At 68.1% G+C, this 24,635-nt stretch carries 20 protein-coding genes; 4 read left to right on the forward strand and 16 right to left on the reverse strand.

From position 1 onward, the window contains the following. Positions 1 to 79: 79 nt before the first annotated feature. From glpK to AB4Y67_RS02255, 3 genes are all read right to left on the reverse strand, one after another. Positions 80 to 1,594, reverse strand: a complete 1,515-nt coding sequence (gene glpK / locus AB4Y67_RS02245; protein WP_441404178.1) for a glycerol kinase GlpK — start codon at positions 1,592 to 1,594, stop codon at positions 80 to 82. 64 nt (positions 1,595 to 1,658) lie between these two features. Next, positions 1,659 to 2,411 (reverse strand): MIP/aquaporin family protein, encoded by a 753-nt coding sequence (locus AB4Y67_RS02250; RefSeq protein WP_441404179.1) that lies wholly within the window; start codon positions 2,409 to 2,411, stop codon positions 1,659 to 1,661. Between the two features lie 158 nt (positions 2,412 to 2,569). Continuing rightward, the gene (locus AB4Y67_RS02255) at positions 2,570 to 4,384 is read right to left on the reverse strand and encodes a glycerol-3-phosphate dehydrogenase/oxidase (RefSeq protein ID WP_441404180.1); all 1,815 of its coding nucleotides are present in this window, start codon (positions 4,382 to 4,384) and stop codon (positions 2,570 to 2,572) included. A 125-nt stretch (positions 4,385 to 4,509) separates the two neighbouring features. On the opposite strand from AB4Y67_RS02255, the gene AB4Y67_RS02260 reads away from it, so the two are divergent. From AB4Y67_RS02260 to AB4Y67_RS02275, 4 genes are all read left to right on the forward strand, one after another. Beyond that, on the forward strand, positions 4,510 to 5,472 hold the full coding sequence (locus AB4Y67_RS02260; RefSeq protein ID WP_441404181.1) for a sugar-binding transcriptional regulator: 963 nt from the start codon (positions 4,510 to 4,512) through the stop codon (positions 5,470 to 5,472). 76 nt (positions 5,473 to 5,548) lie between these two features. Next, positions 5,549 to 6,427 carry an aldo/keto reductase gene (locus AB4Y67_RS02265; RefSeq protein WP_441404182.1) on the forward strand — a complete coding sequence of 293 codons (879 nt, stop codon included), beginning with the start codon at positions 5,549 to 5,551 and terminating at the stop codon, positions 6,425 to 6,427. Positions 6,428 to 6,437: 10 nt separating this feature from the next. After that, positions 6,438 to 7,367: an alpha/beta fold hydrolase gene (locus tag AB4Y67_RS02270; protein ID WP_441404183.1), complete on the forward strand. Its 930-nt coding sequence runs from the start codon at positions 6,438 to 6,440 to the stop codon at positions 7,365 to 7,367. Then, positions 7,364 to 8,473 (forward strand): glycosyltransferase family 4 protein, encoded by a 1,110-nt coding sequence (locus tag AB4Y67_RS02275; protein ID WP_441404184.1) that lies wholly within the window; start codon positions 7,364 to 7,366, stop codon positions 8,471 to 8,473. Before AB4Y67_RS02270 ends, AB4Y67_RS02275 begins: the two co-directional genes overlap by 4 nt. 116 nt (positions 8,474 to 8,589) lie before the next feature. Here the strand turns inward: AB4Y67_RS02275 and AB4Y67_RS02280 are convergent, their stop codons facing one another. The 13 genes from AB4Y67_RS02280 to pyrR form a co-directional block, all read right to left on the reverse strand. After that, the gene (locus AB4Y67_RS02280; protein ID WP_441404185.1) at positions 8,590 to 10,743 is read right to left on the reverse strand and encodes a primosomal protein N'; all 2,154 of its coding nucleotides are present in this window, start codon (positions 10,741 to 10,743) and stop codon (positions 8,590 to 8,592) included. Positions 10,744 to 10,898: 155 nt separating this feature from the next. After that, positions 10,899 to 12,134 carry a methionine adenosyltransferase gene (gene metK, locus AB4Y67_RS02285; RefSeq protein WP_441404186.1) on the reverse strand — a complete coding sequence of 412 codons (1,236 nt, stop codon included), beginning with the start codon at positions 12,132 to 12,134 and terminating at the stop codon, positions 10,899 to 10,901. A gap of 78 nt (positions 12,135 to 12,212) precedes the next feature. Further along, positions 12,213 to 13,493 (reverse strand): bifunctional phosphopantothenoylcysteine decarboxylase/phosphopantothenate synthase, encoded by a 1,281-nt coding sequence (locus tag AB4Y67_RS02290; protein ID WP_441404187.1) that lies wholly within the window; start codon positions 13,491 to 13,493, stop codon positions 12,213 to 12,215. Positions 13,494 to 13,518: 25 nt separating this feature from the next. After that, positions 13,519 to 13,779, reverse strand: a complete 261-nt coding sequence (gene rpoZ, locus AB4Y67_RS02295) for a DNA-directed RNA polymerase subunit omega (RefSeq protein WP_011692102.1) — start codon at positions 13,777 to 13,779, stop codon at positions 13,519 to 13,521. A gap of 39 nt (positions 13,780 to 13,818) precedes the next feature. Beyond that, entirely contained in the window at positions 13,819 to 14,391 is a 573-nt protein-coding gene (gene gmk, locus AB4Y67_RS02300) for a guanylate kinase (protein WP_441404188.1), read from the reverse strand. A 23-nt stretch (positions 14,392 to 14,414) separates the two neighbouring features. Beyond that, the gene (mihF, locus tag AB4Y67_RS02305) at positions 14,415 to 14,750 is read right to left on the reverse strand and encodes an integration host factor, actinobacterial type (protein ID WP_441404189.1); all 336 of its coding nucleotides are present in this window, start codon (positions 14,748 to 14,750) and stop codon (positions 14,415 to 14,417) included. A gap of 798 nt (positions 14,751 to 15,548) precedes the next feature. Next, entirely contained in the window at positions 15,549 to 16,430 is an 882-nt protein-coding gene (gene pyrF / locus AB4Y67_RS02310) for an orotidine-5'-phosphate decarboxylase (RefSeq protein WP_441404190.1), read from the reverse strand. Next, on the reverse strand, positions 16,423 to 19,737 hold the full coding sequence (carB, locus tag AB4Y67_RS02315) for a carbamoyl-phosphate synthase large subunit (RefSeq protein ID WP_441404191.1): 3,315 nt from the start codon (positions 19,735 to 19,737) through the stop codon (positions 16,423 to 16,425). The genes pyrF and carB overlap by 8 nt, the downstream gene beginning before the upstream one ends. Then, complete coding sequence (carA, locus tag AB4Y67_RS02320) at positions 19,737 to 20,996, reverse strand: glutamine-hydrolyzing carbamoyl-phosphate synthase small subunit (protein WP_441404192.1); 1,260 nt, start codon at positions 20,994 to 20,996, stop codon at positions 19,737 to 19,739. The genes carB and carA overlap by 1 nt, the downstream gene beginning before the upstream one ends. After that, complete coding sequence (locus AB4Y67_RS02325; protein WP_441404193.1) at positions 20,977 to 21,495, reverse strand: PH-like domain-containing protein; 519 nt, start codon at positions 21,493 to 21,495, stop codon at positions 20,977 to 20,979. Before AB4Y67_RS02325 ends, carA begins: the two co-directional genes overlap by 20 nt. Then, positions 21,495 to 22,871 (reverse strand): dihydroorotase, encoded by a 1,377-nt coding sequence (locus AB4Y67_RS02330; RefSeq protein WP_441404194.1) that lies wholly within the window; start codon positions 22,869 to 22,871, stop codon positions 21,495 to 21,497. The genes AB4Y67_RS02325 and AB4Y67_RS02330 overlap by 1 nt, the downstream gene beginning before the upstream one ends. Then, positions 22,871 to 23,914 (reverse strand): aspartate carbamoyltransferase catalytic subunit, encoded by a 1,044-nt coding sequence (locus AB4Y67_RS02335; protein WP_441404195.1) that lies wholly within the window; start codon positions 23,912 to 23,914, stop codon positions 22,871 to 22,873. The genes AB4Y67_RS02330 and AB4Y67_RS02335 overlap by 1 nt, the downstream gene beginning before the upstream one ends. Continuing rightward, positions 23,911 to 24,510 carry a bifunctional pyr operon transcriptional regulator/uracil phosphoribosyltransferase PyrR gene (gene pyrR / locus AB4Y67_RS02340; RefSeq protein WP_441404196.1) on the reverse strand — a complete coding sequence of 200 codons (600 nt, stop codon included), beginning with the start codon at positions 24,508 to 24,510 and terminating at the stop codon, positions 23,911 to 23,913. Before pyrR ends, AB4Y67_RS02335 begins: the two co-directional genes overlap by 4 nt. Positions 24,511 to 24,635 lie beyond the last annotated feature (125 nt).

Consider the following 24,635-nt stretch of genomic DNA (forward strand, 5'->3'; position numbering starts at 1 on the left):
CTGCACGATCGACAGGAAAAGCTCCGGTCAGCCTGGCTGACCGGAGCTTTTCCTTGCCTCCTGCGGGGACGTCGTGCGGCTACTTGACGTCGTCGTCCACCCAGTCCATGGACTTGGTGACGGCCTTCTTCCAAAGGCGCATCTGGCGCTCACGCTCGGACTGGTCCATCGTCGGCTCCCAGCGCTTGTCCTCGGACCAGTTGGCTGAGCATTCGCCCAGGTCCTTCCAGAATCCGACGGCCAGCCCGGCGGCGTAGGCGGCACCCAATGAGGTTGTCTCCACGACCTTGGGCCGGATCACCGGAACGCCGAGGATGTCCGCCTGGAACTGCATCAGCGCGTCGTTGGCGACCATGCCGCCGTCGACCTTCAGCTCCGTCAGCGGCACACCGGAGTCCGCGTTGACGGCGTCGAGTACCTCGCGGGTCTGGAAGGCGGTAGCCTCCAGCGCCGCGCGGGCGATGTGGTTCTTGTTCACGAACCGGGTCAGGCCGACGATCGCGCCGCGGGCGTCGGAACGCCAGTAGGGAGCGAACAGGCCGGAGAACGCCGGAACGATGTACACGCCGCCGTTGTCCTCGACCGAGGCCGCCAGCGTCTCCACCTCGGGGGCGCTGCTGATCATGCCGAGGTTGTCACGCAGCCACTGCACCAGCGAACCGGTGACAGCGATGGAGCCTTCCAGGGCGTAGTGCGGCTTGGCGTCGCCGAGCTTGTAGCCGACCGTGGTCAGCAGCCCGTTCTTGGAGTGGACGATTTCCTCGCCGGTGTTGAAGATGAGGAAGCAGCCCGTGCCGTAGGTGTTCTTGGCCTCGCCCGCGTCGAACGCGGCCTGGCCGAACGTCGCMGCCTGCTGGTCGCCGAGGATGCCGGCAACCGGAACCTCCCGCAGCAGCTGGGACGTGTGGACCGTGCCGTAGACCTCGGAGGAGGACTTGATCGCCGGCATCATCGAAGCGGGAACACCGAAGGCATCCAGGATTTCCTGGTCCCAGGACAGCGTCTCCAGGTCCATGAACATGGTCCTCGAGGCGTTGGTGACGTCGGTGACGTGGACGCCGCCGTCGGTGCCGCCGGTCAGGTTCCAGAGCACCCAGCAGTCGGTGTTGCCGAAGACGAGGTCGCCGGCCTCGGCCTTGGCCCGAGCGCCCTCGACGTTGTCCAGGATCCACTTGATCTTGGTGCCGGAGAAGTAGGTCGCCAGCGGCAGGCCCACCTTCTGCTTGAACCGTTCCGGGCCGCCGTCCTTGGCGAGCTCGTCGACGATCGACTGGGTGCGGGTGTCCTGCCAGACGATCGCGTTGTACACGGCCTTGCCGGTGGTCTTGTCCCAGACGACCGCGGTTTCACGCTGGTTGGTGATGCCGACGGCGGCAATGTCGTGGCGGGTCAGGTTGGCCTTGGACAGTGCGGAGGCGATGACCTCGCGGGTGTTGTTCCAGATCTCGGCGGGGTCGTGCTCCACCCATCCTGCCTGCGGGAAGATCTGCTCGTGTTCCATCTGGCCGGAGGAAACGATGTTGCCGCTGTGATCGAACACGATGGCGCGGGTGCTCGTGGTTCCCTGGTCAATGGCGATTACGTACTGGTTCATGTTGACGTCCTTGTCTTTTTGGCCTGGTTGTCTGACGGGCGGTGATGTTGTGCTCAGAGGGAGATTACTTGGCGACGGTGGCCATGATCGGCACGGAGGCCGCCACGAGTCCGGCCAGTCCGCCGCCGATGAGGGGTCCGACGATTGGAATCCAGGAGTAGCTCCAGTCGCTGGATCCCTTGCCCTTCATGGGGAGCAGGGCGTGCGCAATGCGGGGGCCGAGGTCACGTGCGGGGTTGATGGCGTAACCGGTGGGACCACCGAGTGAAACACCGATGCCGACAACCAGCAGGGCGACCTGCAGCGGGCCGAGCCCGGACGGCGTCCCGCCGAAGGCCAGGATGACGAAAACGAGGACAAAGGTGCCGATGACTTCCGTGACCACGTTCCAGACGTTGGAGCGGATGGCGGGGCCCGTGGAGAAGACAGCCAGCTGGCTGGCAGGCTCGGCCTCCGCCGCATCGAAGTGCTGCCTGTAAGCCAGCCACATCACGACGGCGCCCAGGAAGGCACCCAGCAATTCACCGCCCAGGTAGGTCAGCGTCGAGGCGAAGTCGACGGGGACACCGGGAGCGTACTCCTTTTTGCCGTTGAGCAGCAGCCCAAAGGTTACCGCCGGGTTCAGGTGGGCCCCGGACTGTGCGGCGACGTAGACGCCGGAGAAGACGGCAATGCCCCATCCCCAGGTGACCATCAGGAACCCGCCGTTGTTGCCCTTGGTGCCTTTGAGTGCAACGTTTGCCACAACGCCGCAACCCAGCAGGGTCAGCATTGCGGTACCGAATACTTCGGACAGGAAAACTATTCCAAGAGACATCTTTGACTCCTCTATTTTCTGTTGTCAGCCCCTCGCGAGTTTGAAAGGCTGTTGGGCCGTTGGCGTGTTGGCGCCGCCGGCCTGCCACTGCGCCGGTCCCCCGGAGGAACCACGCAGTCCTTGTGCCCGGACGTCCCCCGTCCGGGCACCGAGGTCTATCAGGAGACCAGGCTGTGGACCTGGACGCCGTGGAATCGCTTGAGCACCTCCTGAGCGTGGCTGATTTCGGAGGTCCGCGTCGCCGCGTCCCAGCCCAGCGGGCCGGCAAGGATGCCGGCAACCTCGTTCAGCAGCTCCCCGGTCACAAGTCCGCGGAAGGCGAGGGACGTGCGGCGGATCAGCACGTCGACCAGGTGCCCGATCTGCTCGTTTTGGGCCATGAACTCCAGTTCGCGCACGCTGAGTTCGCGAGTCGAGTGCAGGAGCCGGTCAGGGGCGGATTCCGGGGCCCCGTCGAGGAAGCTGATGACTTCCTCCGCACGGGTGCCATAGCGGGTCAGCAGCCCGGCCGTGCGGTCCGCGTCGCGTCCGGCGGCCATGTGCGCCTTGATCCAGCGCTGCACGCCGTCCTCGCTGTCCGGGAAGCCGGCGCCGCCGCCGATGGCGAGTTTCGCCGTCGAAACCTTCCGTTCAATGCCGAGTTCGGCGAGGACGTTGTTGCTCAAGTGTTCGGCGAGGGCCCGGAAGGTGGTCCACTTGCCGCCGACGAGGCTCAGCACGACGGCGCCGCCGCCCTGCCCCGCTCCTGCGGCTGCCGCCGCGCCGGCGCGGCGCTCGATCCTGTAGTCGCGGCTGACGAAGCCCGGCTGGGTGGAGTCGTGCCTCGGCAGCGGGCGGACTCCGGAGAAGGTGTAGACGATCTGCTCCCGGTCCACGGTGATGTCCGGGAAGACGTGGCCGATCAGGTCGAAGAAGTAGTCGATCTCCGACTCGGTGCACACGGCGTCTTCAGCCATGTCGGCGTCGACGTCGGTGGTGCCCACCAGGACCCGGTCCCCCATCGGGTAGATCAGCACGATCCGGCCGTCAGTGTGTTCGAAGAAGATCTCGCGGCCGTTGCAGGCGGCGAGAAGTTCCGGGTGGTCCAGCACGATGTGCGATCCCTTGGTGCCGCCCATAAAGGCCGACGCCGCGCCCATGGCCTGGTTGGTCAGATCGACCCAGGCGCCGGTGGTGTTGACGATGACGTCGGCGGTGAAGTGGAACCGTTCGCCGGTGAGCTCATCCCGCAATTCCACCGTGCTCCCTGCGTTCCCTGCCCCGTCTTTGATGCCGTCCTTGACCGCGACGAGCGAGAGGTAGTTGCTGGCGCGGGCGGCACTGGCGCCGGAAGCGCCGGCCTTCTCGCCGTCCTGGAGTACGTCAAGGGTCAGCCGCTCGGGGTTGTGCACGGAGGCGTCGAAATAGGTGGCGGTGTACTTAATGCCGGGGTGCAGGCGCGGCAGTTCCGCCAGGGCGCGTTTGCGGCCGCGGAACTGGTGGCGGGGCACGGTGCCGCCGTCGCGGGAGAAGAAGTCGTACATGCTCAGCCCGAGTTTGATCAGGAAGGCCCCGCGTTCGGTGTGCTTGCCCTGCTTGTGGGTCAGGAAGCGCAGCGGAGCGGCCAGGACCCCGGAGAACGTGCTGAAGATGGGGATGGTGGTCTGCAGCGGCTTCACGTAGTGGGGCGCGATGCGCAGCAGGCGGTTACGTTCGACCACCGACTCCTGGACCAGGCGGAATTCGCCGTTTTCGAGGTACCGGATGCCGCCGTGGATCATGTGCGAGGACGCCCCGCTGGCTCCCTGGCAGTAGTCGCCGCGCTCCACGAGGGCGACGTCTACACCCTGCAGGGCCAGGTCCCGGAACGTGCCCACTCCGTTGATGCCGCCGCCGATGATGAGCACCTGGGCGTGGGGCCGCGTCCGCAGCTTCTGCACCGATGCTCGCTCGCCGGCGGATGCCTGGTTGCGGGCTGAATCCTTCTGTCCCAAGAACTGCTCCTTTGGGTCTTGTTCTGTGCGGCGCGCCCCAGGGCGCGGCGCCGTTCAACACTATTCTTTGGAATAATGGAAAATGGAGTCAAGCACTATGCACAAACGTGCAGAACGGAAATGGGATGACACCCTCACGCCACTCCGACGCCCTCCGCGCGGCCCAGTTGTATTACCTGCAGGACCTGACCATGGACGCCATTGCGCGCGAGCTCCGGACGTCCCGGTCCACCGTTTCGCGGCTGCTTTCCTCGGCCCGGGAATCCGGCCTGGTGCAGATCCAGATCCGGAGTCCGCTGGACACCGGTCCGGAGCTGGCCAGCATGATCCGCGCCGAATACAAAGTCGATGTGCACGTTGTTCCGGTCGTTGACACGCTGAATGAGGCGGAAACACTGGACCGGGTGGCCATGCAGGCAGCACGCACCATCGGCCCGCTGGTCGATTCCAACGCCATCATCGGGGTTGCCTGGGGTTCCACCCTCAGCGCCGTCAGCCGTCACCTGACCCGGAAGATCACCCACGACAGCGTCATCGTCCAGCTCAACGGCGCGGGCAACATGCAAACCACTGGCATCACCTACGCCTCTGACATCATGCGGCGCTTTGGCAGCGCTTACGGGGCGCGCGTGGAACAGTTCCCGGTGCCGGCGTTTTTCGACCACGCGGCAACGAAGAAGGCCATGTGGAATGAGCGCAGTGTTCAGCGGATCCTTGAGCTGCAGGCCCGCATGAGCATCGCGATTTTCGGTGTGGGATCGGTCGACGCCGACTACCCCAGCCACGTTTACGCCGGCGGCTACCTCGATGAGGAGGACCTGACCGTCCTGGCCGGTTCCGACGTCGTCGGCGACGTGGCCACGGTGTTCTTCCGCGCCGATGGCTCCTCGGACGGCATCACCCTCAACGAACGCTCCACCGGCCCGGACCTCGCGCAGCTGCGCCAGGTTCGCCGGAGGATCTGTGTCGTGTCGGGCGCCTCCAAAATAAACGGCCTCCGCGGCGCCCTCGCCGCGGGCCTGGCCACCGACCTGATCCTCGACGAGGCCAGCGCCCGCCGGCTGGTCAGCTTCGACGGCCTGGTGTGACCCGGGTGCCTGGTCCGTCCCGCGGCGCCCGGCCCGCCGTGGGAGTAGCGGCGGCGGAGTCGGTAAAGTCGAGGGTATGAAACCCTCGCCCCGGCTCAGCCTCAACAACGGCGTCCTCATCGACCAGTTGGGGTTCGGACTCTACAAGGTGCCCTCCGCGGACGCCGCCGGACTCGTGACCATGGCGCTCGAGGCCGGCTACCGCCATTTTGATACCGCCGCCATGTACGGCAACGAGACGGGCGTTGGCCGGGGCATTGGTTCGCTCTCCGGCTTCTCAACCCGCGACGATGCCCGCGGCGGTTCCGGCGAGTCCTCCCCCGCGCTCTCGCGCGAAGACCTCTTCGTCACCACCAAACTCTGGAACGACGACCAGGGGTACGACGCCACACTGCGCGCCTTCGACGAGTCCATGGCCAACCTCGGCCTGGAATACGTGGATCTGTACCTCATCCACTGGCCCTGCGCGCAGCGCGGGCTGTATCCCGAGAGCTACCGCGCGATGGAGACCCTCTACAGGGAAGGCAAGGCGCGGGCTATCGGCGTCTCGAATTTCCAGCCGGCCCACCTGCAACACCTGCTGCAGACCGCCGAGGTCGTGCCGGCGGTCAATCAGATCGAACTGCACCCCTGGCTGCAGCAGGAGGAACTGCGCACGCTGCACCGCGAGCTCGGAATCACCACGGAGGCGTGGAGTCCACTGGGCCGCGGCCAGGTCCTGCAGGATCCGGTGGTGCTGGAGCTCGCGGCCGCGCACGGCAAGACCGCGGCGCAGGTCATCCTCCGCTGGCATGTCCAGCTCGGCCATGTCGCCATCCCGAAGGCCAGCTCCCACGCCCGGATCGGTGAGAACCTGGACGTCTTCGACTTCAGCCTCGACGCCGCCGCCATGGCTGCCCTGGCCGGTCTGGAACGTGGCTTCCGTACCGGCTCCCACCCGGACTCCGTCAATTAGGACATATCGAATGGAATACGTGGACACCGAGTCCTCCCCCAGCACGCCCCTGTTCAGCGCCGGGCTCGAGGCCCGCACCCATGCCGCCAGCACGCTCCTGGACGGCACCAGAGTCGCGTACTGGACCTACGAACCGGTCCGCGTGACCCCGGAGACGCGGACCATCCTGGTCATCCATGGTTTTCGGGGCGACCACCACGGCCTGCTCCGGGTAGCCGACCAGCTCCCCGAGATGCGGCTCATCATGCCGGACCTCCCCGGCTTCGGCAGCTCCGCCGCCTTCGCGGGTTCCGAACACAGCGTCGAGAGCTATGGCCGGTTCATCTCCGACTTCATGGCGGCCCTGGGCCTGGGCACCGGCACGGTCCTGCTGGGACACTCCTTCGGCTCGATCGTCGCCAGCCACTATGTGGCAGCCCACCCCGGCACGGTTTCGGAGCTGATCCTGGTCAACCCGATCGCCGCTCCCGCGCTGGAGGGGCCCAAGGGGCTCATGACCAAACTCGCCGTCCTGTACTACGAGGCCGCCGCCCGCCTCCCCCGCCGGCTGGGGCAGGGCCTGCTGCGCAGCCAGCTGATCGTGCGGGTGATGAGCGAGACGATGGCGAAAACCAAGGACAAGCAGCTGCGCCGTTTTGTGCATGCCCAGCACAGCGCGTATTTCTCCGCGTTCGCTGACCGTGAGAGCCTGCTGCAGGCGTTCAAGGCCTCCGTCGGCGGCAACGTCGCCGAAGTGGCCGGGAGCCTCACCCTTCCCGTGCTGCTGATCGCCGGGGAAAAGGACGAGATCGCGACGCTGCCTGACCAGCACACGCTGCTGGCCCTGCTGCCAGATGCGCACCTGGACGTCATCCCGGACGTCGGCCACCTGATCCACTACGAAACCCCGGAACCCGCCGCGGGCTTCATCCGACGCTTCCTGAAGGACCACTCCGCGTGAAAATCCTCATCGATGCCCGTTTCACCCGGCTAGACCACCACGACGGCATCAGCCGCTACGGCGCGAGCCTGATCGCGGCCACGGCCAGGATCGCCGACGTCTCCATGCTGATCAGCGATGTCCGCCAGCTGGCCATGCTGCCGGATGTGCCGTACACGCTGATCAACAGCCCGCTGTCCCCGGCCGAGTTGTTGGTCGCCGGCAAGGTCAACAAGCTCGGCGCCGACGTTGTGGTGTGTCCCATGCAGACGATGGGCAGCTGGGGCCGGAAGTACGCCCTGGTGCTCACCCTGCACGACCTGATCTACTACGAACACCCGGCACCTCCCGGCTTCCTTCCGGCCCCGGTCCGGGTCCTCTGGCGGCTGTACCACAAGGCGTTCTGGCCGCAGCGGCTCCTGCTGAACCGGGCCGACGTCGTCGCCACCATCAGCTCCACCACCGCCGCGCTCATCTCGAAGTACCGGCTTACCCGGCGTCCCGTCAGGATCGTGGGCAACGCCCCGCAGCACGGCCACACGCCGCGGGACCCCGGCGCGGGAGCGGACAAGACGCTGCTCTACATGGGATCGTTCATGCCGTATAAGAACGTGGAAACCATGATCCGGGGCATGGCGGAACTCCCGGACATGAGCCTGCACCTGCTCAGCCGGATCACCCCGGAGCGCCGGGCGGAACTCGAGGCCCTCGCTCCGGCGGGCTCGGACATCGTCTTCCACAACGGCGTCACCGACGCTGAGTACGAGGCTCTGCTGGAACGCACCACGGCCCTGATCAGCCTGTCGAAGGCGGAGGGCTATGGCCTGCCCCTCGTGGAAGCCATGTCCCACGGCACGCCCGTGATCGCCAGCGACATCCCGATCTTCCGCGAGGTGGGCGGCGACGCGGTCAGTTACGTCCACCCGGATTCACCGGCGGAGTTCGCCGCGGCGGTCCGGAACCTGGAGGATCCGGACTTGTGGAAGACCCGTTCCCGCCGCTCGGTGGAGCGCGCCGCTGACTTCAGCTGGGACGAGTCGGCCCGCAGGCTGCTGGATACCGCCGAAGAGGCCATGGCCTTGCGCGCCCGCCGGTCCGGCGGCTCCAACGGCCCCTCCCGGAAGTAGCCGGCCCGCAGGCTTCATCCGCGCCCGACTCGCCGGTACGCTGCGGGGTCGCCGTTGCGAACCGGCGAACCCGCCCTGTACCGGCGGCCCCGGAGCTGTCCGCGGCCGGGAACCCCTTAGAGCACGTCCACGCCGTCGAGCCGGAGCTGCACCGGATCGTCGGTGCGTTTGGCGGCCGCGGCAACCTTGACCGCCCGCAGCGCCTTGGTGACTAGAGGGGCCTGGCCATACGGGATGAAGAGCAGCGTCCGGACGTCCTCGCCGGCAGCCGGCACTCCTCCGTGGCCCGGAGCACCGGCCAGCACGAGGGGCGCCGGGCCGGCGGTCCGCAGCACGATGTCCTGCGCGCCCAACAGCTGCTCGACAGCCTGGCCGAAATGTCCGACGGCGGTCCGCCCTCCGGTGATGGACGCAACCCGGACAGCCGGGGGCAGCTGGAGTTCCCGGCGCAGGGACAGTTCCCGCTGGGCGTAGCCGGCGGGGTCCCAGCGCAGCAGGGCGCCGACTCCGGAGGCGTCGTCGGCGGTGATGACCACCAGGCCGCCATCAACCGCCGGGCGGACCAGGGCGGCGGCGTTGAACCAGCGACGGACGGCGTCCTCCCCCGCCCGCAGGTTTTCGCGGCGCAGCAGCGAATCGCCGTCGAGCAGCAGGGCCGCCGCATAACCGCCGGCTGCGACCGGCTCCGCACCGACCGTGGCCACCACCAGGGCCTTCGAATCCGGAACCGTGGCCAGGACCCGGTCCCCGGACGAGGTGATGACCGGCTTCCCCGGGAAGGCGCGGCCCAGCTCCTCAGCCGTGCGCAGGGCACCCGTGGTGCCCCGCCGGAGTCGGACCCCGTTGCACGTACCGCAGCGCCAGGCCGCGGCCGGAGTCGAGCACCAGCGGCACTGCGGCACCGCCGAGCTTCCGCTGGCCCCGGCGATGGCCAGCGGCCCGCTGCAGGCGGTGCAACGCGCCGGTTCGCGGCAGTTTTCGCAGGCAAGCGACGGCGCATAGCCCGCCCGCGCCACCTGGACCAGAACCGGCCCGCGTTCCAGCCCTTCCTTGGCCGCGCGCCAGGCGGCGCCCGGCAGCCGGGCGATCCTGGCCAGCGGATCATGTTCGAGTTCGTAGCTGTCGGCGGTGTTCAGCACCCGCGGAACGGTCCGGCGGACGACGGCGCGGTCCGCCTCCACCGGCCAAGCCCAGCCGGCCTCGACGAGGCGCTGCGTTTCGGTGCTCCGGGTGTGCCCGGCGAGAAGGCAGGCAGCGCCCTCCTGCTCGGCCCGCAGCAGCAGGACTTCGCGGGAGTGGGCGTAGGGTGAACGCTGCTCGATGTGCAGATCGTCGCCGTCGTCCCAGCAGACCACCAGACCAAGGTTGTGGACCGGCGCGTACGCCGCGGAGCGGGTGCCGACAGCCACGCCGGCGGCACCGCTGAGGATCCGCAGGAAGCTGCGGTAGCGCGGGGTCTGGCCGTCGTCCGCGGTGAGCCGGGCAACGTCCCCGGCCGGCAGCAGCTGCAGGAGGGCGGCTTCCACCCGGTCCAGGTCCCGGTAGTCGGGGACAACGACGACGGCGCCGCGGCCGGACAGGCGCACGGCCGCCACGGCTTCGGCAATCATTCGCGGCCAGCCGCCGGGACCGTAGCCCTGGAGCGCGCTGAGCACGGCCCGCGGCGACTCCCCTGCGTTGAGGTGCTGCAGGAACGCCCGGCCGTTTCGGTACGCGGCCCAGCTGGACGTCTCCAGACCGGCAGGAATCGCCGTTCCGGCCCCGGCTTCGGTCCCCTCGGCTGCGAAAACGGAGGGATCCAGGACGCCGTCAGGGGCGAGGTCTTTCTCCAGTTTCGCCATCCGCGGCGGCACGGCCACGCGCAGCACATCGCTGACGCTGCCGGCGTAGCGCGCAGCTACTCGCCCGGCGAGTTCGGCGATGGGGGCCGTCAGCACCGGAACGGGAGAGACCACTTTGTGCAGCGGGACGAGGGGGTGTCCGGCGTCGGATTCCTGCACGCGGTCAATCAGGTACCCGGCCAGTTCCTGGCCGTTGAACTTCACCTTCACGCGGACACCGGGCTGCGCCGCAGCGTCGAGCCCGGCCGGCACGCTGTAGTCGAAGGGCCGGTCGAGGTGTGGGAGGGAGGACTCCAGCCGCACCCGCGCGACCGGAAGCCGCGCGGCCAGGGCGGGGCCGGAGGATGCCGCCGCGGAAGCTGGAAAACCTTGCAGCAGCGAGAGCTGGAGGGGCTCGTCCGACGCAGCGGCACCGTGGATCGGGCTCATCGCGCAGGTCCTCCCTTCAACAGCAGTCTGTGCCGGTTCATGTCAGGGCCGGCCCCATAAAGAATAGCCAGGCCGCCGGTATCGGCGGCCTGGCTACAGCACATCACAGGGCTGTGACATTGACGGCGGTGTCACAGCGGACGGGAACTCCGGCCTCAGGCGTTGAAGAAGGCCTTCAGCTGGTCCACTCGGTCCAGCCGCTCCCACGTGAAGTGGGGGTCCTCGCGGCCGAAGTGGCCGTGGGCTGCGGTCTTGGCGTAGATCGGGCGTTTCAGGTCGAGGGCATCGATGATGGCCCGGGGCCGCAGGTCGAAGATCTCCGCGATGGCGGCGCTGATCCGGGCGGGATCCACGGTCTCGGTGCCGAAGGTCTCGACGTAGGTTCCCACCGGGCGTGCCTGGCCGATCGCGTAGGCGATCTGGATTTCGGCGCGCTTCGCGAGGCCGGCCGCCACCACGTTCTTGGCCACCCAGCGCATCGCGTAAGCGGCCGAGCGGTCTACCTTGGACGGATCCTTGCCGGAGAAGGCGCCGCCGCCGTGGCGGGCCATGCCGCCGTAGGTGTCCACGATGATCTTGCGGCCAGTCAGGCCGGCGTCGCCGACCGGGCCGCCGATGACGAAGGCGCCGGCGGGGTTCAGGATGTTCCTGGTCCGCGAGATGTCCAGGTTGGACAGCGCCATGACCGGGTCCACCACGTGGGCGGCCAGATCTGCACGGAGCTGGTCCAGGCTGGTGCCCTCGGCGTGCTGGCTGGAGATGACGACGGTCTCGACCGAGACGGGCCGGTCGCCGTCGTAACCGACGGTGACCTGGGTCTTGCCGTCGGGGCGCAGGTAGGCAAGCTCGCCGTTCTTGCGGACCTCGGTGAGGCGCTCGGAGAGCCGGTGCGCGAGCCAGATCGGAACCGGCATGTAGGAAGGGGTCTCGTCGCTGGCRTAGCCGAACATCAGGCCCTGGTCGCCGGCACCCTGGAGGTCGTAGTCGTCTTCCTGGCGGCCTTCGCGGGCCTCCAGCGAATTGAAGACGCCGCCGGCGATGTCGTTGGACTGCTGGCCGATAGAGACGGACACGCCGCAGCGGGCGCCGTCGAAACCGTTGGCCGAGGAGTCGTAGCCGATGCCCAGGATGGTCTCCCGGACGATCTGCGGGATTTCGACGTACGCGTCGGTGGTGACCTCGCCGGCGACGTGGACCAGCCCGGTGGTGGCCAGCGTCTCCACGGCCACCCGGGACTCCGGGTCCTTGGCCAGCAGGGCGTCGAGGATCGCATCGCTGATCTGGTCGCAGATCTTGTCGGGGTGTCCTTCAGTCACCGACTCGGAAGTGAAGAGCCGGAGCGAGGCGGGCGTGGACCCGTGGAAGTCAGGGATGTGCAGCGGTAAAGTCACTCAACTACCTTACTGGTTGGAAAACGGACGTCCGGCGGCGTGTGTCCCTGTGCTAAGGAGACGTTGCTTACGCCCGGCTCAGGCCGGCGGAACAACCCGGCTCAGCTCGGCGCTGATGCGGTCAATCACGGCAGCCGCGACGTCGGATTTGGAACCCGACGCCTCTTGGGGTTCGGAGCCGGAGCGGGAAAGGATGACTACGGAGTTGGTGTCCTCGCCAAAGACCTTGTCCTGGCCCACGTGGTTGACCACCAGCAGGTCACACGCCTTACGGCGCAGCTTGGCCGCGGCATATTCCAGGACGTCGCCGTCGGCGTCGCCGGTCTCGGCCGCGAAGCCGACGATCAGCTGGTTGCGGGAGGCCGCGTGGCGGACCTCGACGAGCTCGCGGAGGATGTCCGGGTTCCGGACCAGCGAGATGACTGGATCGTCGACGTCGTCGCGCTTCTTGATCTTGGTGCCGGAGACGTCCGCCGGCCGGAAGTCGGCGACGGCGGCGGCCATGATGATGACGTCGGAATCGGCGGCGGCGTGCAGTGCGGCCTCGCGGAGTTCCAGTGCGGTCTCCACTTTGACGACGTCGACGCCGGACGGCGGCGGGACGTCCATGTGGGCGGCCAGCAGCCTGACCGTCGCTCCGGCGTCGCGGGCGGCGGCGGCCAGCGCCACTCCTTGCTTGCCGGATGAGCGGTTTCCGAGGAACCGGACGGGGTCCAGGGGTTCGCGGGTGCCGCCGGCGCTGATCGTGACGGTGAGCCCGGCCAGCGGGCTTGGCGGGGAAGACAATGCGGCATCCGACGGTGGCAGGGGCGCCGTCGCCGGTACCGCTGGTGCACCGGCGAGGGCCAGGGCTGCTTCGAAAATAGCATCGGGTTCGGGCAGCCGGCCCGGTCCGGAGTCCGATCCGGTGAGCCGGCCGGAGGCGGGCTCCAGCACCGTGACGCCCCGGCTGCGGAGCGTCTCGACATTGGCCTGCGTCGCCGGGTGCTGCCACATTTCGGTGTGCATGGCCGGGGCCATCAGCACGGGGCAGCCGCCGGCCATCAGGAGGGTGTTGCTCAGGAGGTCGTTGGCCTGGCCGGTGGCGGCCCGTGCCAGCAGGTCGGCCGTGGCGGGGGCCACCACGATCAGCTCAGCTTCGTGGCCGAGGCGGACGTGGTTGACAGTGTGCACCTCGTCGAAGACGCTGTTGCTGACCGGATGCCCGGACAACGCTTCCCATGTGGCGACGCCGACGAAGCGGGTCGCGGCCTCCGTGGGGATGACGGTGACGTCATGGCCGGCTTCAGTAAAAAGCCGGAGGAGCGACGCCACCTTGTAGGCGGCTATCCCTCCCCCGACTCCGAGGACTATGCGCACGTGACCTCCGTCTGCGTCTGCGGAACTACTCTGCAGGTTCGATCGGGGTGGAAACGAGCTTGCCTTCGTTGATCTCGCGCAGGGCGATGGAGAGCGATTTCTCGTTCAGCTTGGTGTCGACCAGCGGGCCGACATACTCGAACAGGCCCTCGTGCAGCTGGGCGTAGTAGGCGTTGATCTGACGGGCGCGCTTGGCGCCGAAAATCACCAGTCCGTACTTCGAGTCGGCAGCCTTCAGCAGCTCGTCGATCGGCGGGTTGATGATGCCTTCAAGGTTCGTGGACACGAATTCTCCAAATTCTAACGGGCTGATGGCTTCCCGCGCCTAGCGCGGGTGGGGGGTCAGCCCCATGAGTGAAACGAGCTCGTCCGCTGCCCGGCGAACGTCGTCATTAACAACGGTGTGGTCGAACTCCGGTTCAGCAGCTAGCTCTACTTTACCGGTTTCCAGCCGCCGCTGCTGTTCCTCGGCGCTTTCCGTGCCGCGGCCCACCAGCCGGCGCACCAATTCGTCCCAGCTGGGCGGCGCCAGGAACACGAACTGGGCATCCGGAACGGCCTGCCTGACCTGTCGCGCTCCCTGCAGATCGATTTCCAGGAGCACCGGGCGGCCCTCGGCTATGGCCTGGTCGACCGTGCTCTTCAGCGTGCCGTAGGTGTTCTGCCCGTGCACCACGGCCCATTCAAGAAGTTCGCCGGCGGCCACCAGGGTCTCGAACTCCTCCTTCGACTTGAAGTAGTAGTGCACGCCGTCGATTTCCCCGGGCCGCGGAGCCCTCGTGGTAGCCGAAACGGACAACCAGACCTCGGGATAGTTGTCCCGGATGTAGGTGGACACGGTGCCTTTGCCAACAGCCGTCGGGCCGGCGAGGACTGTCAGTCCCGGTTTGTTGCTCACATATTCCTTTGGGCGGTTTGAAGTCAGCGCGGCGGACCGGGCTGTTTGTCGTCTATAAAATCTACCAGCGCCCGGCGCTGGTGAATTCCCAGGCCGCGGACCCGGCGCGACGCAGCGATGCCGAGCTGGTCCATGATTGCGGCGGCACGCACCCGCCCGATTCCGGGCAGCGCCTCCAGCAGTTCGACGATCCTCATCCGGGCGATCGCATCATCGCTCTCCCCTGCGCTGAGCAATTCCGCAATGGTCAGCTTCCCCGATTTCAGCCGGTCCTTGGCGGTGGCCCGGGTGGTCCTGGCGGCGGCGGCCTTGCTCAAGGCATCGGCACGCTCCTGCGGAGTGAGGGGTCGCAAACTCACTGAATGCCTCCCTGCATTGTCAGACGGGCCGCAGGAACGGCCCGCCGGGACGGGGCCGAACGGCCCCGGCCGGTACCGCGGACTTGTCCTGAACCTACCGTCTGGATGCCGAAGAAATCAATGGATGATTGCCCCGGCCCCAGCTTGTCCAAAGGTCGGGCCAGGGCGCAGGACTGTCGACGTCGGCCCGGCGCCAATGCGGCTGCGCCCATTCGCCACGAATGGCCGGGAAGACCGCTGCGGCTGCGTCCGTTCGCCACAAATGGCCGCAATGACCCTCCCCTTAGCGGCCACTCGCGTCAAATGGGTGGCCCCGCGTGATGACGGCGGCCCGACTGCGTCCGTCGCCACGAATGGCCGCCACGACCGTCCCCATAGCGGCCGTTTGCGTCAGATGGCGGCCCGACCTTGAACGGCAATGGCCCGGCTGCGCCAATTCACCACGAATGGCCGCAATGACCCTCCCATTAGCGGCCCCTTGCGTCATATGCGTGGCCTCGACGCGAGACGACGCTCCGCATAGCGGCCACTTGCGTCAAATGGGTGATGCGACCCGGAGTGACGCCGGTCGCGCTGTGCCCATTCGCCACGAATGGCCGCCACGACCGTGCCCATAGCGGCCGGTTGCGTCAGATGGCGGCCCGACCTTGAACGGCAGTGGCCCGGCTGCGCCCGTTCACCACGAATGGCCGCTATCACGGCCCCGATGGCGGCCACTTGCGTCAAACGGGTGGCCGCGACGCGGGACGTCGGCGTGCCCAGGGCCTCGGGACCCGGATCGAAGAACCCGGTGCCCGGCTAGGCCGAGCGGAGCTCCTCGAGGGTCCGCAGGGCGGCGTCGCTGAGGTCCTGGATCCGCGGACCGGCGCCGAGGATGTCACGGCTGGACGTCCCGAGCACCTGGCCGTAAGCGCTGCCAAAGGTGCGGCGCAGGTCCGCCGCGGTGGCGCCCTGCGCGCCAAGGCCCGGGGCCAGGATCGGGCCGCGCACCGCAGCGAGGTCCAGGTCCAGGTCGGTGAGGGCGGAGCCGACGGTTGCACCGACGACGAGGCCGGTTGAACCCAGCTCCGCGCCGCCTTGATCAAGGCCGTACCGCTGGTTTTCGGCCGCCGCCGCCCGGACAATCCGGCGGGCCACTGAGTCCGCGCCGCCGACATGCTGGACGGACGCGCCCTCCGGGTTGGATGTCAGCGCCAGGACGAACACGCCGCGCCCGGTCTGCGCGGCGAGGTCCAGTGCGGGGCGGAGCGACTCGAAGCCCAGGTACGGGCTCAGGGTGACCGAGTCGGCGGCCAGGGCGGAACCGTCCCGCAGCCACGCGTCGGCGTAGGCGGCCATGGTGGAGCCAATGTCGCCGCGCTTGGCGTCGGCAATGGTCAACACCGAGGCGTCCGCCGCCGCGGCGAGGACGCGTTCCAGCACGGCCATGCCTGCGGAACCGTGCCGCTCATACAGGGCCACTTGGGGTTTGACCGCGGCAGCGAGCGAAGCCACCGCGTCCACGACGGTGAGCGAGAACCGCTCCAGCCCGGCGACGTCGTCGCGCAGTCCCCAGTGCTGCAGCAGCGCCGGGTGCGGGTCGATCCCGACGCACAACGGGCCACGGTCCGCCATGGCCCGGCCCAGCCGGGAGCCGAAGGACTCCCGGCCGGCCGTCTCAGTGGCAGCAGCCTCAGGCATTCTGCGATACCGCATTCTGCGAGGCAAAAAGCGCAGCCGCGTGCTCCTGGAGGCTGGTGACCGACCATTCGTAGGTGCGAAGCGCCTCGATCGCCTGGACGGCGGCGTTGAACTCGGCCACGGTCGTGATGCACGGGATGCCGATGGACGTCGCGGCGGCACGCAGTTCGTAGCCGTCGCTGCGGGCCTCGCCACCGGAGGGGGTGTTGAAGACCATGTCGATCTCCCCCGCGATGATGAGGTCCGCAATGGTGCCTTCCCCTTCGGCGCTGGAGCCCTCGGCGACCTTCCGGACCGGGGTGGCCTGGATGCCGTTGCGGCGCAGCACGTCGGCGGTGCCGCCGGTGGAGACGATCTCGAAGCCGAGGTCGGAGAGCCGCTTGACGCCCATGATGACCGAGCGCTTGTCCCGGTTGGCCACCGAGACGAAGATCTTGCCTTCGGTGGGCAGCGCGTTGTTGGCGGCGGCCTGGCTCTTGGCGAAGGCGGTGTCGAAGTGTTTGTCGATGCCCATGACCTCGCCGGTGGAGCGCATTTCCGGCCCGAGCAGGGAGTCAACCACCTTGCCCTCGGGGGTGCGGAAGCGGCTGAACGGCAGCACGGCTTCCTTGACAGAGACCGGGGCGTCCAGCGGCAGCGAGGAGCCGTCGCCGGTTTCCGGGAGCATCTTATAGGCGGTGCGGAGCTGGTTGATGGTGACGCCGGTACCGATCAGGGCCGCCGCCTTCGCCATCTGCACACCGGTCGCCTTGGAGACGAACGGTACCGTGCGGGAGGCCCTCGGGTTGGCTTCCAGGACGTAGAGCACGTCGGAGGCGAGGGCGAACTGGATGTTGATCAGGCCGCGGACGCCCACGCCCTCGGCGATCGCCAGGGTGGCGGTCCGGACCCGTTCCAGCACATTGTTGCCCAGGGTGATGGGCGGCAGGACGCAGGCCGAGTCGCCGGAGTGGATGCCGGCCTCCTCGATGTGCTCCATGATGCCGCCGAGGTACATCTCGGTGCCGTCGTAGAGGGCGTCGACGTCGATTTCGACGGCGTCCTCGAGGAAGCGGTCGATCAGCACCGGGTGGTCAGGGGTGATCTCCGTGGCGTTGGCGATGTAGCGGGAGAGGTTGGGCTCGTCGTAGACGATCTCCATGCCGCGGCCGCCCAGGACGTAGGACGGGCGGACCAGGACCGGGTAGCCGATCTCGTCCGCGATCTTCTTGGCGTCCTCGAAGGACACGGCGGTGCCGTTCTTCGGCGAGATGAGCCCGGCCTTGTCGAGGACCCGGGAGAAAGCGCCGCGGTGCTCGGCGAGGTCGATCGCCTCCGGGGAGGTGCCGAGGATCGGCACGCCGGCGTCGGCGAGCTGCTGGGCGAGCTTGAGCGGGGTCTGGCCGCCGAGCTGGACGAAGACGCCCATCACGCCGCCGGTGCGTTCCTCGGCCGCGATGACCTCGAGCACGTCCTCCAGGGTCAGCGGCTCGAAGTACAGCCGGGTGGAGACGTCGTAGTCGGTGGAGACGGTTTCCGGGTTGCAGTTGACCATCACGGTCTCGTAGCCGGCCTTGCGCAGTGCCATCGAGGCATGCACGCAGGAGTAGTCGAATTCGATGCCCTGGCCGATCCGGTTGGGGCCGGAACCGAGGATGATGATGGACGGCTTGGCGTGCAGCGCAACCTCGTCCTCCTCGTCATAGGAGGAGTAGTGGTACGGGGTGTAGGCGGCGAACTCGGCCGCGCAGGTGTCCACGGTCTTGTAGACGGGGCGGATGCCGAGGGCCTGCCGGACGCCGCGGACGACGTCCTCGGAGTTGTGCGTCAGGGCGCCGATCTGCTCGTCGGAGAAGCCGTGGCGCTTGGCGCGGGTCAGCATCTCCGGGGTAAGCGCAGCGGCCTGGCGGATCTCCACCGAGATCTCGTTCAGCAACTGGAGCTGGTCAAGGTACCAGGGGTCGATCTTGGTGGCCTCGAAGAGCTGCTCCACGGTGGCGCCGCCGAGCAGGGCACGCTGGACCTGGTGCAGGCGGTCCGTGGTGGGACGCTTGGACTTCTCGATCAGCTCCGCGACTTCCCATTCCGGGACGTGGCTGAAGTCCAGCTGGGACCCCTTCTGCTCCAGGGAGCGCAGGGCCTTCTGCAGTGCCTCGGTGAAGTTCCGGCCCATGGCCATGGCCTCGCCCACCGACTTCATGGTGGTGGTCAGGGTGGGGTCCGCCGCCGGGAACTTCTCGAAGGCGAAGCGCGGGACCTTCACGACGACGTAGTCCAGGGTCGGCTCGAAGGAGGCCGGGGTCTTCTGGGTGATGTCGTTCGGGATCTCGTCCAGGGTGTAGCCGAGGGAGAGCTTGGTGGCGATCTTTGCGATCGCGAAGCCGGTGGCCTTGGAGGCCAGGGCGGAGGAACGGGAGACGCGCGGGTTCATTTCAATCACGACGACGCGTCCCGTGTCGGGCTCGACGGCGAACTGGATGTTGCAGCCGCCGGTGTCGACGCCGACTTCGCGGATGACAGCGATGGAGATGTCGCGCAGGCGCTGGTATTCGCGGTCCGTCAGGGTCAGGGCGGGGGCGACGGTGATCGAGTCGCCGGTGTGCACGCCGACCGGGTCGAAGTTCTCGATGGAGCAGACCACCACGACGTTGTCGTTCTTGTCACGCATCATCTCGAGCTCGTATTCCTTCCAGCCCAGGATGCTCTCTTCGAGCAGCACCTCGGACGTGGGGCTGTACTGCAGCCCCTGGCCGACGATCCGGCGGAGGTCGTTCTCGTCGTAGGCGAGGCCGGAGCCGAGGCCGCCCATGGTGAAGGAGGGCCGGACCACCATCGGGTAGCCGAGGTCCTCGGCGGCGGTGAGGGCCTCGTCAATGGTGTGGATGATGTGGCTGCGGGCCGATTCCGCACCGCAGCGCTCCACGACACCCTTGAACTTTTCGCGGTCCTCGCCGAGCTCGATCGCGGCGATGTTGGCGCCGATCAGTTCGACGTTGTACTTCTCCAGCACACCGTTCTTGTCCAGTGCGATCGCGGTGTTGAGCGCGGTCTGGCCGCCGAGGGTGGGCAGGATCGCGTCCGGGCGTTCCTTGGCGATGATCTTCTCGACCACCTCGGGGGTGATCGGCTCGATGTAGGTGGCGTCGGCGAACTCCGGGTCGGTCATGATGGTGGCCGGGTTGGAGTTGACGAGGATGACGCGGAGGCCCTCCTCCTTGAGGACGCGCAGTGCCTGGGTGCCGGAGTAGTCGAATTCGGCCGCCTGGCCGATCACGATCGGGCCGGAACCGATGACCAGGACGCTCTTAAGGTCAGTTCTCTTGGGCATTACTTCTTGTCCTCAGTCTTGGATTCGGTGGAAGTCTTTGTGACGGTCTCAGTCTTTGTAGAAGCGTCCGCCATCAGCTCGATGAAGCGGTCGAAGAGGTAGGCCGCGTCGTGCGGGCCGGACGCGGCTTCGGGGTGGTACTGCACCGAGAAGGCCGGGATGTCGAGGCAGGACAGGCCCTCGACGACGTCGTCGTTGAGGCTCACGTGGCTGACCTCGACGCGGCCGAAGCGCTCCTCGGGGGCCTGCGTGGCGCCGTCGAGCGGGGCGTCGACGGCGAAGCCGTGGTTCTGCGAGGTGATCTCTACCTTGCCGGTGCGGCGGTCCATCACGGGCTGGTTGATGCCGCGGTGGCCGTAGCGCAGCTTGTAGGTGCCGAAGCCCAGCGCGCGGCCCAGGATCTGGTTGCCGAAGCAGATGCCAAAGTACGGGATCTTCTCGTCCAGGACGGAGCGGAGCAGCTTGACCTGGTTGTCGGCGGTGGCGGGGTCGCCGGGGCCGTTGGACATAAAGAAGCCGTCGGGGTTGACCGCCTGGACATCGGCCAGGGTGGCGGTGGCCGGCAGCACGTGCACGCGGACGCCGCGTTCGGCGAAGCGGATGGGGGTCATCCGCTTGATGCCGAGGTCGATCGCAGCGATGCTGAAGCGCGGTTCGCCGTCCCAGCCCCAGTCCTTGGGTTCCACGGTGTAGGCCTCGTCCACGCTGACTTCCTCGGCCAGGCGTGAGCCTTCCATCGGGGCGCTGGCCAGGACGGTGTCCACGAGTTCCTTGTCCGTGGCGCGGACGGCGTCGCCGGAGAAGATCCCGGCGCGCATGGTCTTGTGTTCGCGCAGGTGCCGGGTGATGGCCCGGGTGTCCACGCCCTGGATGCCGACGATGCCCTGTTCGACCAGTTCGTCGTCCAGGGAGCGTTCGGAGCGCCAGTTGGACGGGCGGCGGGCGGCGTCGCGGACGATGTAGCCGGCCACCCAGATGCGGCGGGACTCGGCGTCGTCCTTGTTCACGCCGGTGTTGCCGATGTGCGGGGCGGTCTGCACCACGAGCTGGCGGGCGTAGGAGGGATCCGTGATGGTCTCCTGGTAGCCGGTCATGCCGGTCGCGAACACGGCCTCGCCGAGCGCGGTTCCGGTGGCGCCGTAGCTGGTCCCGCGAAAGATCCGGCCGTCCTCGAGGACGAGCGCTGCCGGGGTGGAGGCTGCTGCGTTTGATGTCATGTGGTTGGGGTCCGTCACGTTGTTACTTTCCACTATCGGCATTGGCCTGGGGGGCCGCGGGGATCAATTCTTGCAGGGCATTGAGGAGCTTGGTTTTGTCGTCGGCGTGCCGGGTGCGGAACCCGGAATCGAGTTCGCGTGTGCCGAGCATCCAGCTGAGCACCAGCAGTCCGTCCTTTTCGACGAACTTCCCGGCCATGCCGCTTTCCTGCCGCACCCCGGTGAGGCTGGCGGCCGGGATGAAGACCGGGGCCGCGCCGGAGCGGTCGAAGAGCACGCCTTCGCGGTGGACACTGAGTTCGGCGTTGGTCCTGATGCCCAGATTGTGCACGGCGATCCGGTCCAGCCAGTCACCGGCGGTGGTGGACGCGACGTACTGGCCGTCCGCTACCGCCAGCGCGGCGCCCAACGCTCCGGGGATCTCCGGCAGCGGGTCGACGTCGGCCTGGCGGCGCAGGCGGTTACGCCAGCCCACCGCAAGCATGGCGAAGATGCCCACGGCGAGGGCCAGCATGATCAGGAAGAAGGGCAGCTTGTCCATCAGGAGAGGCCCGCCGCTGTGGTGCCCGGCGCGGCCGGCGTTTCGGCGAGCCACCGGTACGGGGTGTTGAGTTTGCCGTCGAGGACGGTGGGGTGGCCCTTGAAGAACGTCGCCACCACCTTGCCGGGAAGTTCCCGGCCGGCAAACGGAGAGTTACGGCCCATGGTTGCCATCTTAGAAGGGTCCACGGTCCAGCGCGCAGCCGGGTCCACGAGTGTGACGTTCGCGGGTTCGCCGGCGTCGAGCGGGCGGCCCTGGTCCTCGACCCGGCCGATCGCTGCCGGGGCGGTGGACGTGACGCGGGCGAAGTCGGCCCAGCCCATCAGCCCGGTTTCGATCATGGTGTGCTGCACCACGGACAGCGCGGTTTCCAGCCCGGTCATGCCCATGGCGGCCTGGGCCCACTCGCACTCCTTGTGTTCGCTGGGATGCGGCGCGTGGTCCGTGCCGACGACGTCGATCGTGCCGTCAGCCAGCGCGGCGCGCAGGGCCTGGACATCGGCGTCGGTGCGCAGCGGCGGGTTGACCTTGTAGACGGGGTCGTAGCTGCGGGCGAGTTCGTCCGTGAGCCAGAGGTGGTGCGGGGTGACCTCGGCCGTGACGTTGACGCCGCGGGACTTGGCCCAGCGGATGATCTCCACGGAGCCGGCGGTGGAGACGTGGCAGACGTGCAGCCGGGACCCGACGTGCTGGGCGAGCAGGACGTCGCGGGCGATGATGCTTTCCTCGGCGACGGCGGGCCAGCCGGTGAGGCCCAGGACGGCGGAGACCTCGCCTTCGTTCATCTGCGCGCCGGCGGTGAGCCGGGGTTCCTGCGCGTGCTGGGCGACGACGCCGTCGAACGCTTTGACGTATTCCAGGGCCCGGCGCATCAGCACGGGGTCGTGGACGCAGATCCCGTCGTCGGAGAAGACGCGGACGTGCGCGCGGGAGTCGGCCATCGCGCCGAGTTCGGCGAGCTGCTCCCCCGCGAGGCCGACCGTGACGGCGCCGACCGGGCGGACGTCCACCCAGCCGGCGGTGCGGCCGAGGGTGAGGACCTGTTCGACGACGCCGGCGGTGTCCGCCACCGGGGTGCTGTTGGCCATCGCGTGCACGGCGGTGTAGCCGCCCAGGGCCGCGGCGCGGGTGCCGGTCTCGACCGTTTCGGCGTCTTCGCGGCCGGGTTCGCGCAGGTGGGTGTGGATGTCCACCATGCCGGGCAGGGCCACCAGGCCGGCGGCCTCAATGACAGTGGCTCCATCGGCGGAGAGGTCCTGGCCGCGTTCGGCGATGATTCCGTCGCGGATCAGGAGGTCTTCGGGGGCTCCGCCGAGAATGGCGGCTCCGCGGATCAGGTAGGCGCCGGTGACTGCGTCTTGTTGCTGTGATGCCATCAGTGGCTCTCCTTGGTGACGTGGGCGGAGTGGATCTCTGCGGAAGCGGGGTGGGTGGGGGTGGCGTGGACGGCCGGTTCGCGGGTGTCCCCGGAGAGCAGCAGGTAGAGGGCCGCCATCCGGATGGAGACGCCGTTGCGGACCTGCGCCAGCACCGTGGAGCGGGGCGAGTCGGCCGCGGCGGAGGAGATCTCCAGGCCGCGGTTCATGGGCCCGGGGTGCATGATGATGGTGTCCTTCAGGCCCAGGCTGTCGAGGGCGCGGAGCCGGTTGTCGTCGAAGCCCCAGCGGCGCGAGTATTCGCGGGTGGTCGGGAAGAACGAGGCGTTCATCCGTTCCCCTTGCACGCGGAGCATCATCATGGCGTCCACGCCGCGGGCGAGGGTCTCGTCCAGGTCGTAGCTGACCGTGCAGGGCCACTGTTCGACGCCGATCGGCAGCAGCGTCGGCGGCGCCACCAGGGTGACCTCGGCGCCGAGGGTGCGCAGCAGCCAGACGTTGGAGCGGGCCACCCGGGAGTGCAGCACGTCCCCGGCGATCGCGACCCGCATTCCCTTGAGGTCCGCCCCCGCGGACGGGGTGCCCGCCAGTTTGGACCAGTGCCGTCGCATGGTGAACGCGTCCAGCAGCGCCTGGGTGGGGTGTTCGTGGGTGCCGTCGCCGGCGTTGATGACAGCGGCGTCGATCCAGTCCGTGGCGGCGAGCCGGTGCGGGGCCCCGGAGGCCCAGTGCCGGATGACGACGGCGTCCGCGCCCATCGCGGAGAGCGTCTGGGCCGTGTCCTTGAGGGATTCGCCCTTGGAGACGGAGGAGCCCTTCGCGGCGAAGTTGATGACGTCGGCGGAGAGCCGCTTGGCGGCGGCCTCGAATGAGATGCGGGTACGGGTGGAGTCCTCGAAGAACAGGTTGACCACGGTCCGGCCGCGCAGCGTGGGAAGCTTCTTGACCTCGCGCTCCCCCACGGCTGCCATTTCCTCGGCGGTGTCGAGGATACGGACGGCGTTGGAAAGGCTCAGGTCTTCGGTGGAGAGCAGGTGCCTCATGCGGTGGCCTCGATGACCACTTCGTTGACGGGGGCGCCGTCGACCGAGTCCGTTTCGGCCAGCCGGACCCTGACCTTCTCGGACGAGGAGGTGGGGAGGTTCTTGCCGACGTGGTCCGCACGGATGGGCAGCTCCCGGTGGCCGCGGTCGATCAGGACCGCGAGGCGGACGACGCGCGGGCGGCCGAGGTCGATGATCGCGTCCAGGGCGGCACGGATGGTCCGGCCGGAGTACAGGACGTCGTCGATCAGCACCACGACTTTGTTGTCGATGCCGGTGCGGGGAAGCTGCGTGGGGTACGGCGGGCGCATGGCCTGGTGGGAAAGATCATCCCGGAACATGGTCACATCCAGCTGGCCGACGATCGCGGCGGGGTCCACGGTGGGATCGGCGGCGGCAATCTTGGCGGCGAGCCGGACGGCGAGGGGGTAGCCCCTCCGCGGGATGCCCAGCAGGACCAGGTCCTGGGAGCCCTTGTTGGACTCGAGGATCTCATGGGCGATACGAGTGAGTGCACGGTCGATATCCGCCTGGTTGAGTACCACTCGGGTGAGTACAACCTTGGCCGGAACCGGTGCTTCTGGAACAGAAGTCAACGCTCGTCTCCCCTTTCCCCGCCTCACGGGACGGAATTAAAAAAGGATTATTTGCCTTCTCAAATTACCACAGCGCTACTGGCGCCCCGGCGCTGCCGGCATGCGTTTAACCTCACACGGACATA

The sequence above is a fragment of the Arthrobacter sp. YAF17 genome (assembly GCF_052113365.1).
In the GTDB taxonomy this organism is placed as follows: Bacteria; Actinomycetota; Actinomycetes; order Actinomycetales; family Micrococcaceae; genus Arthrobacter.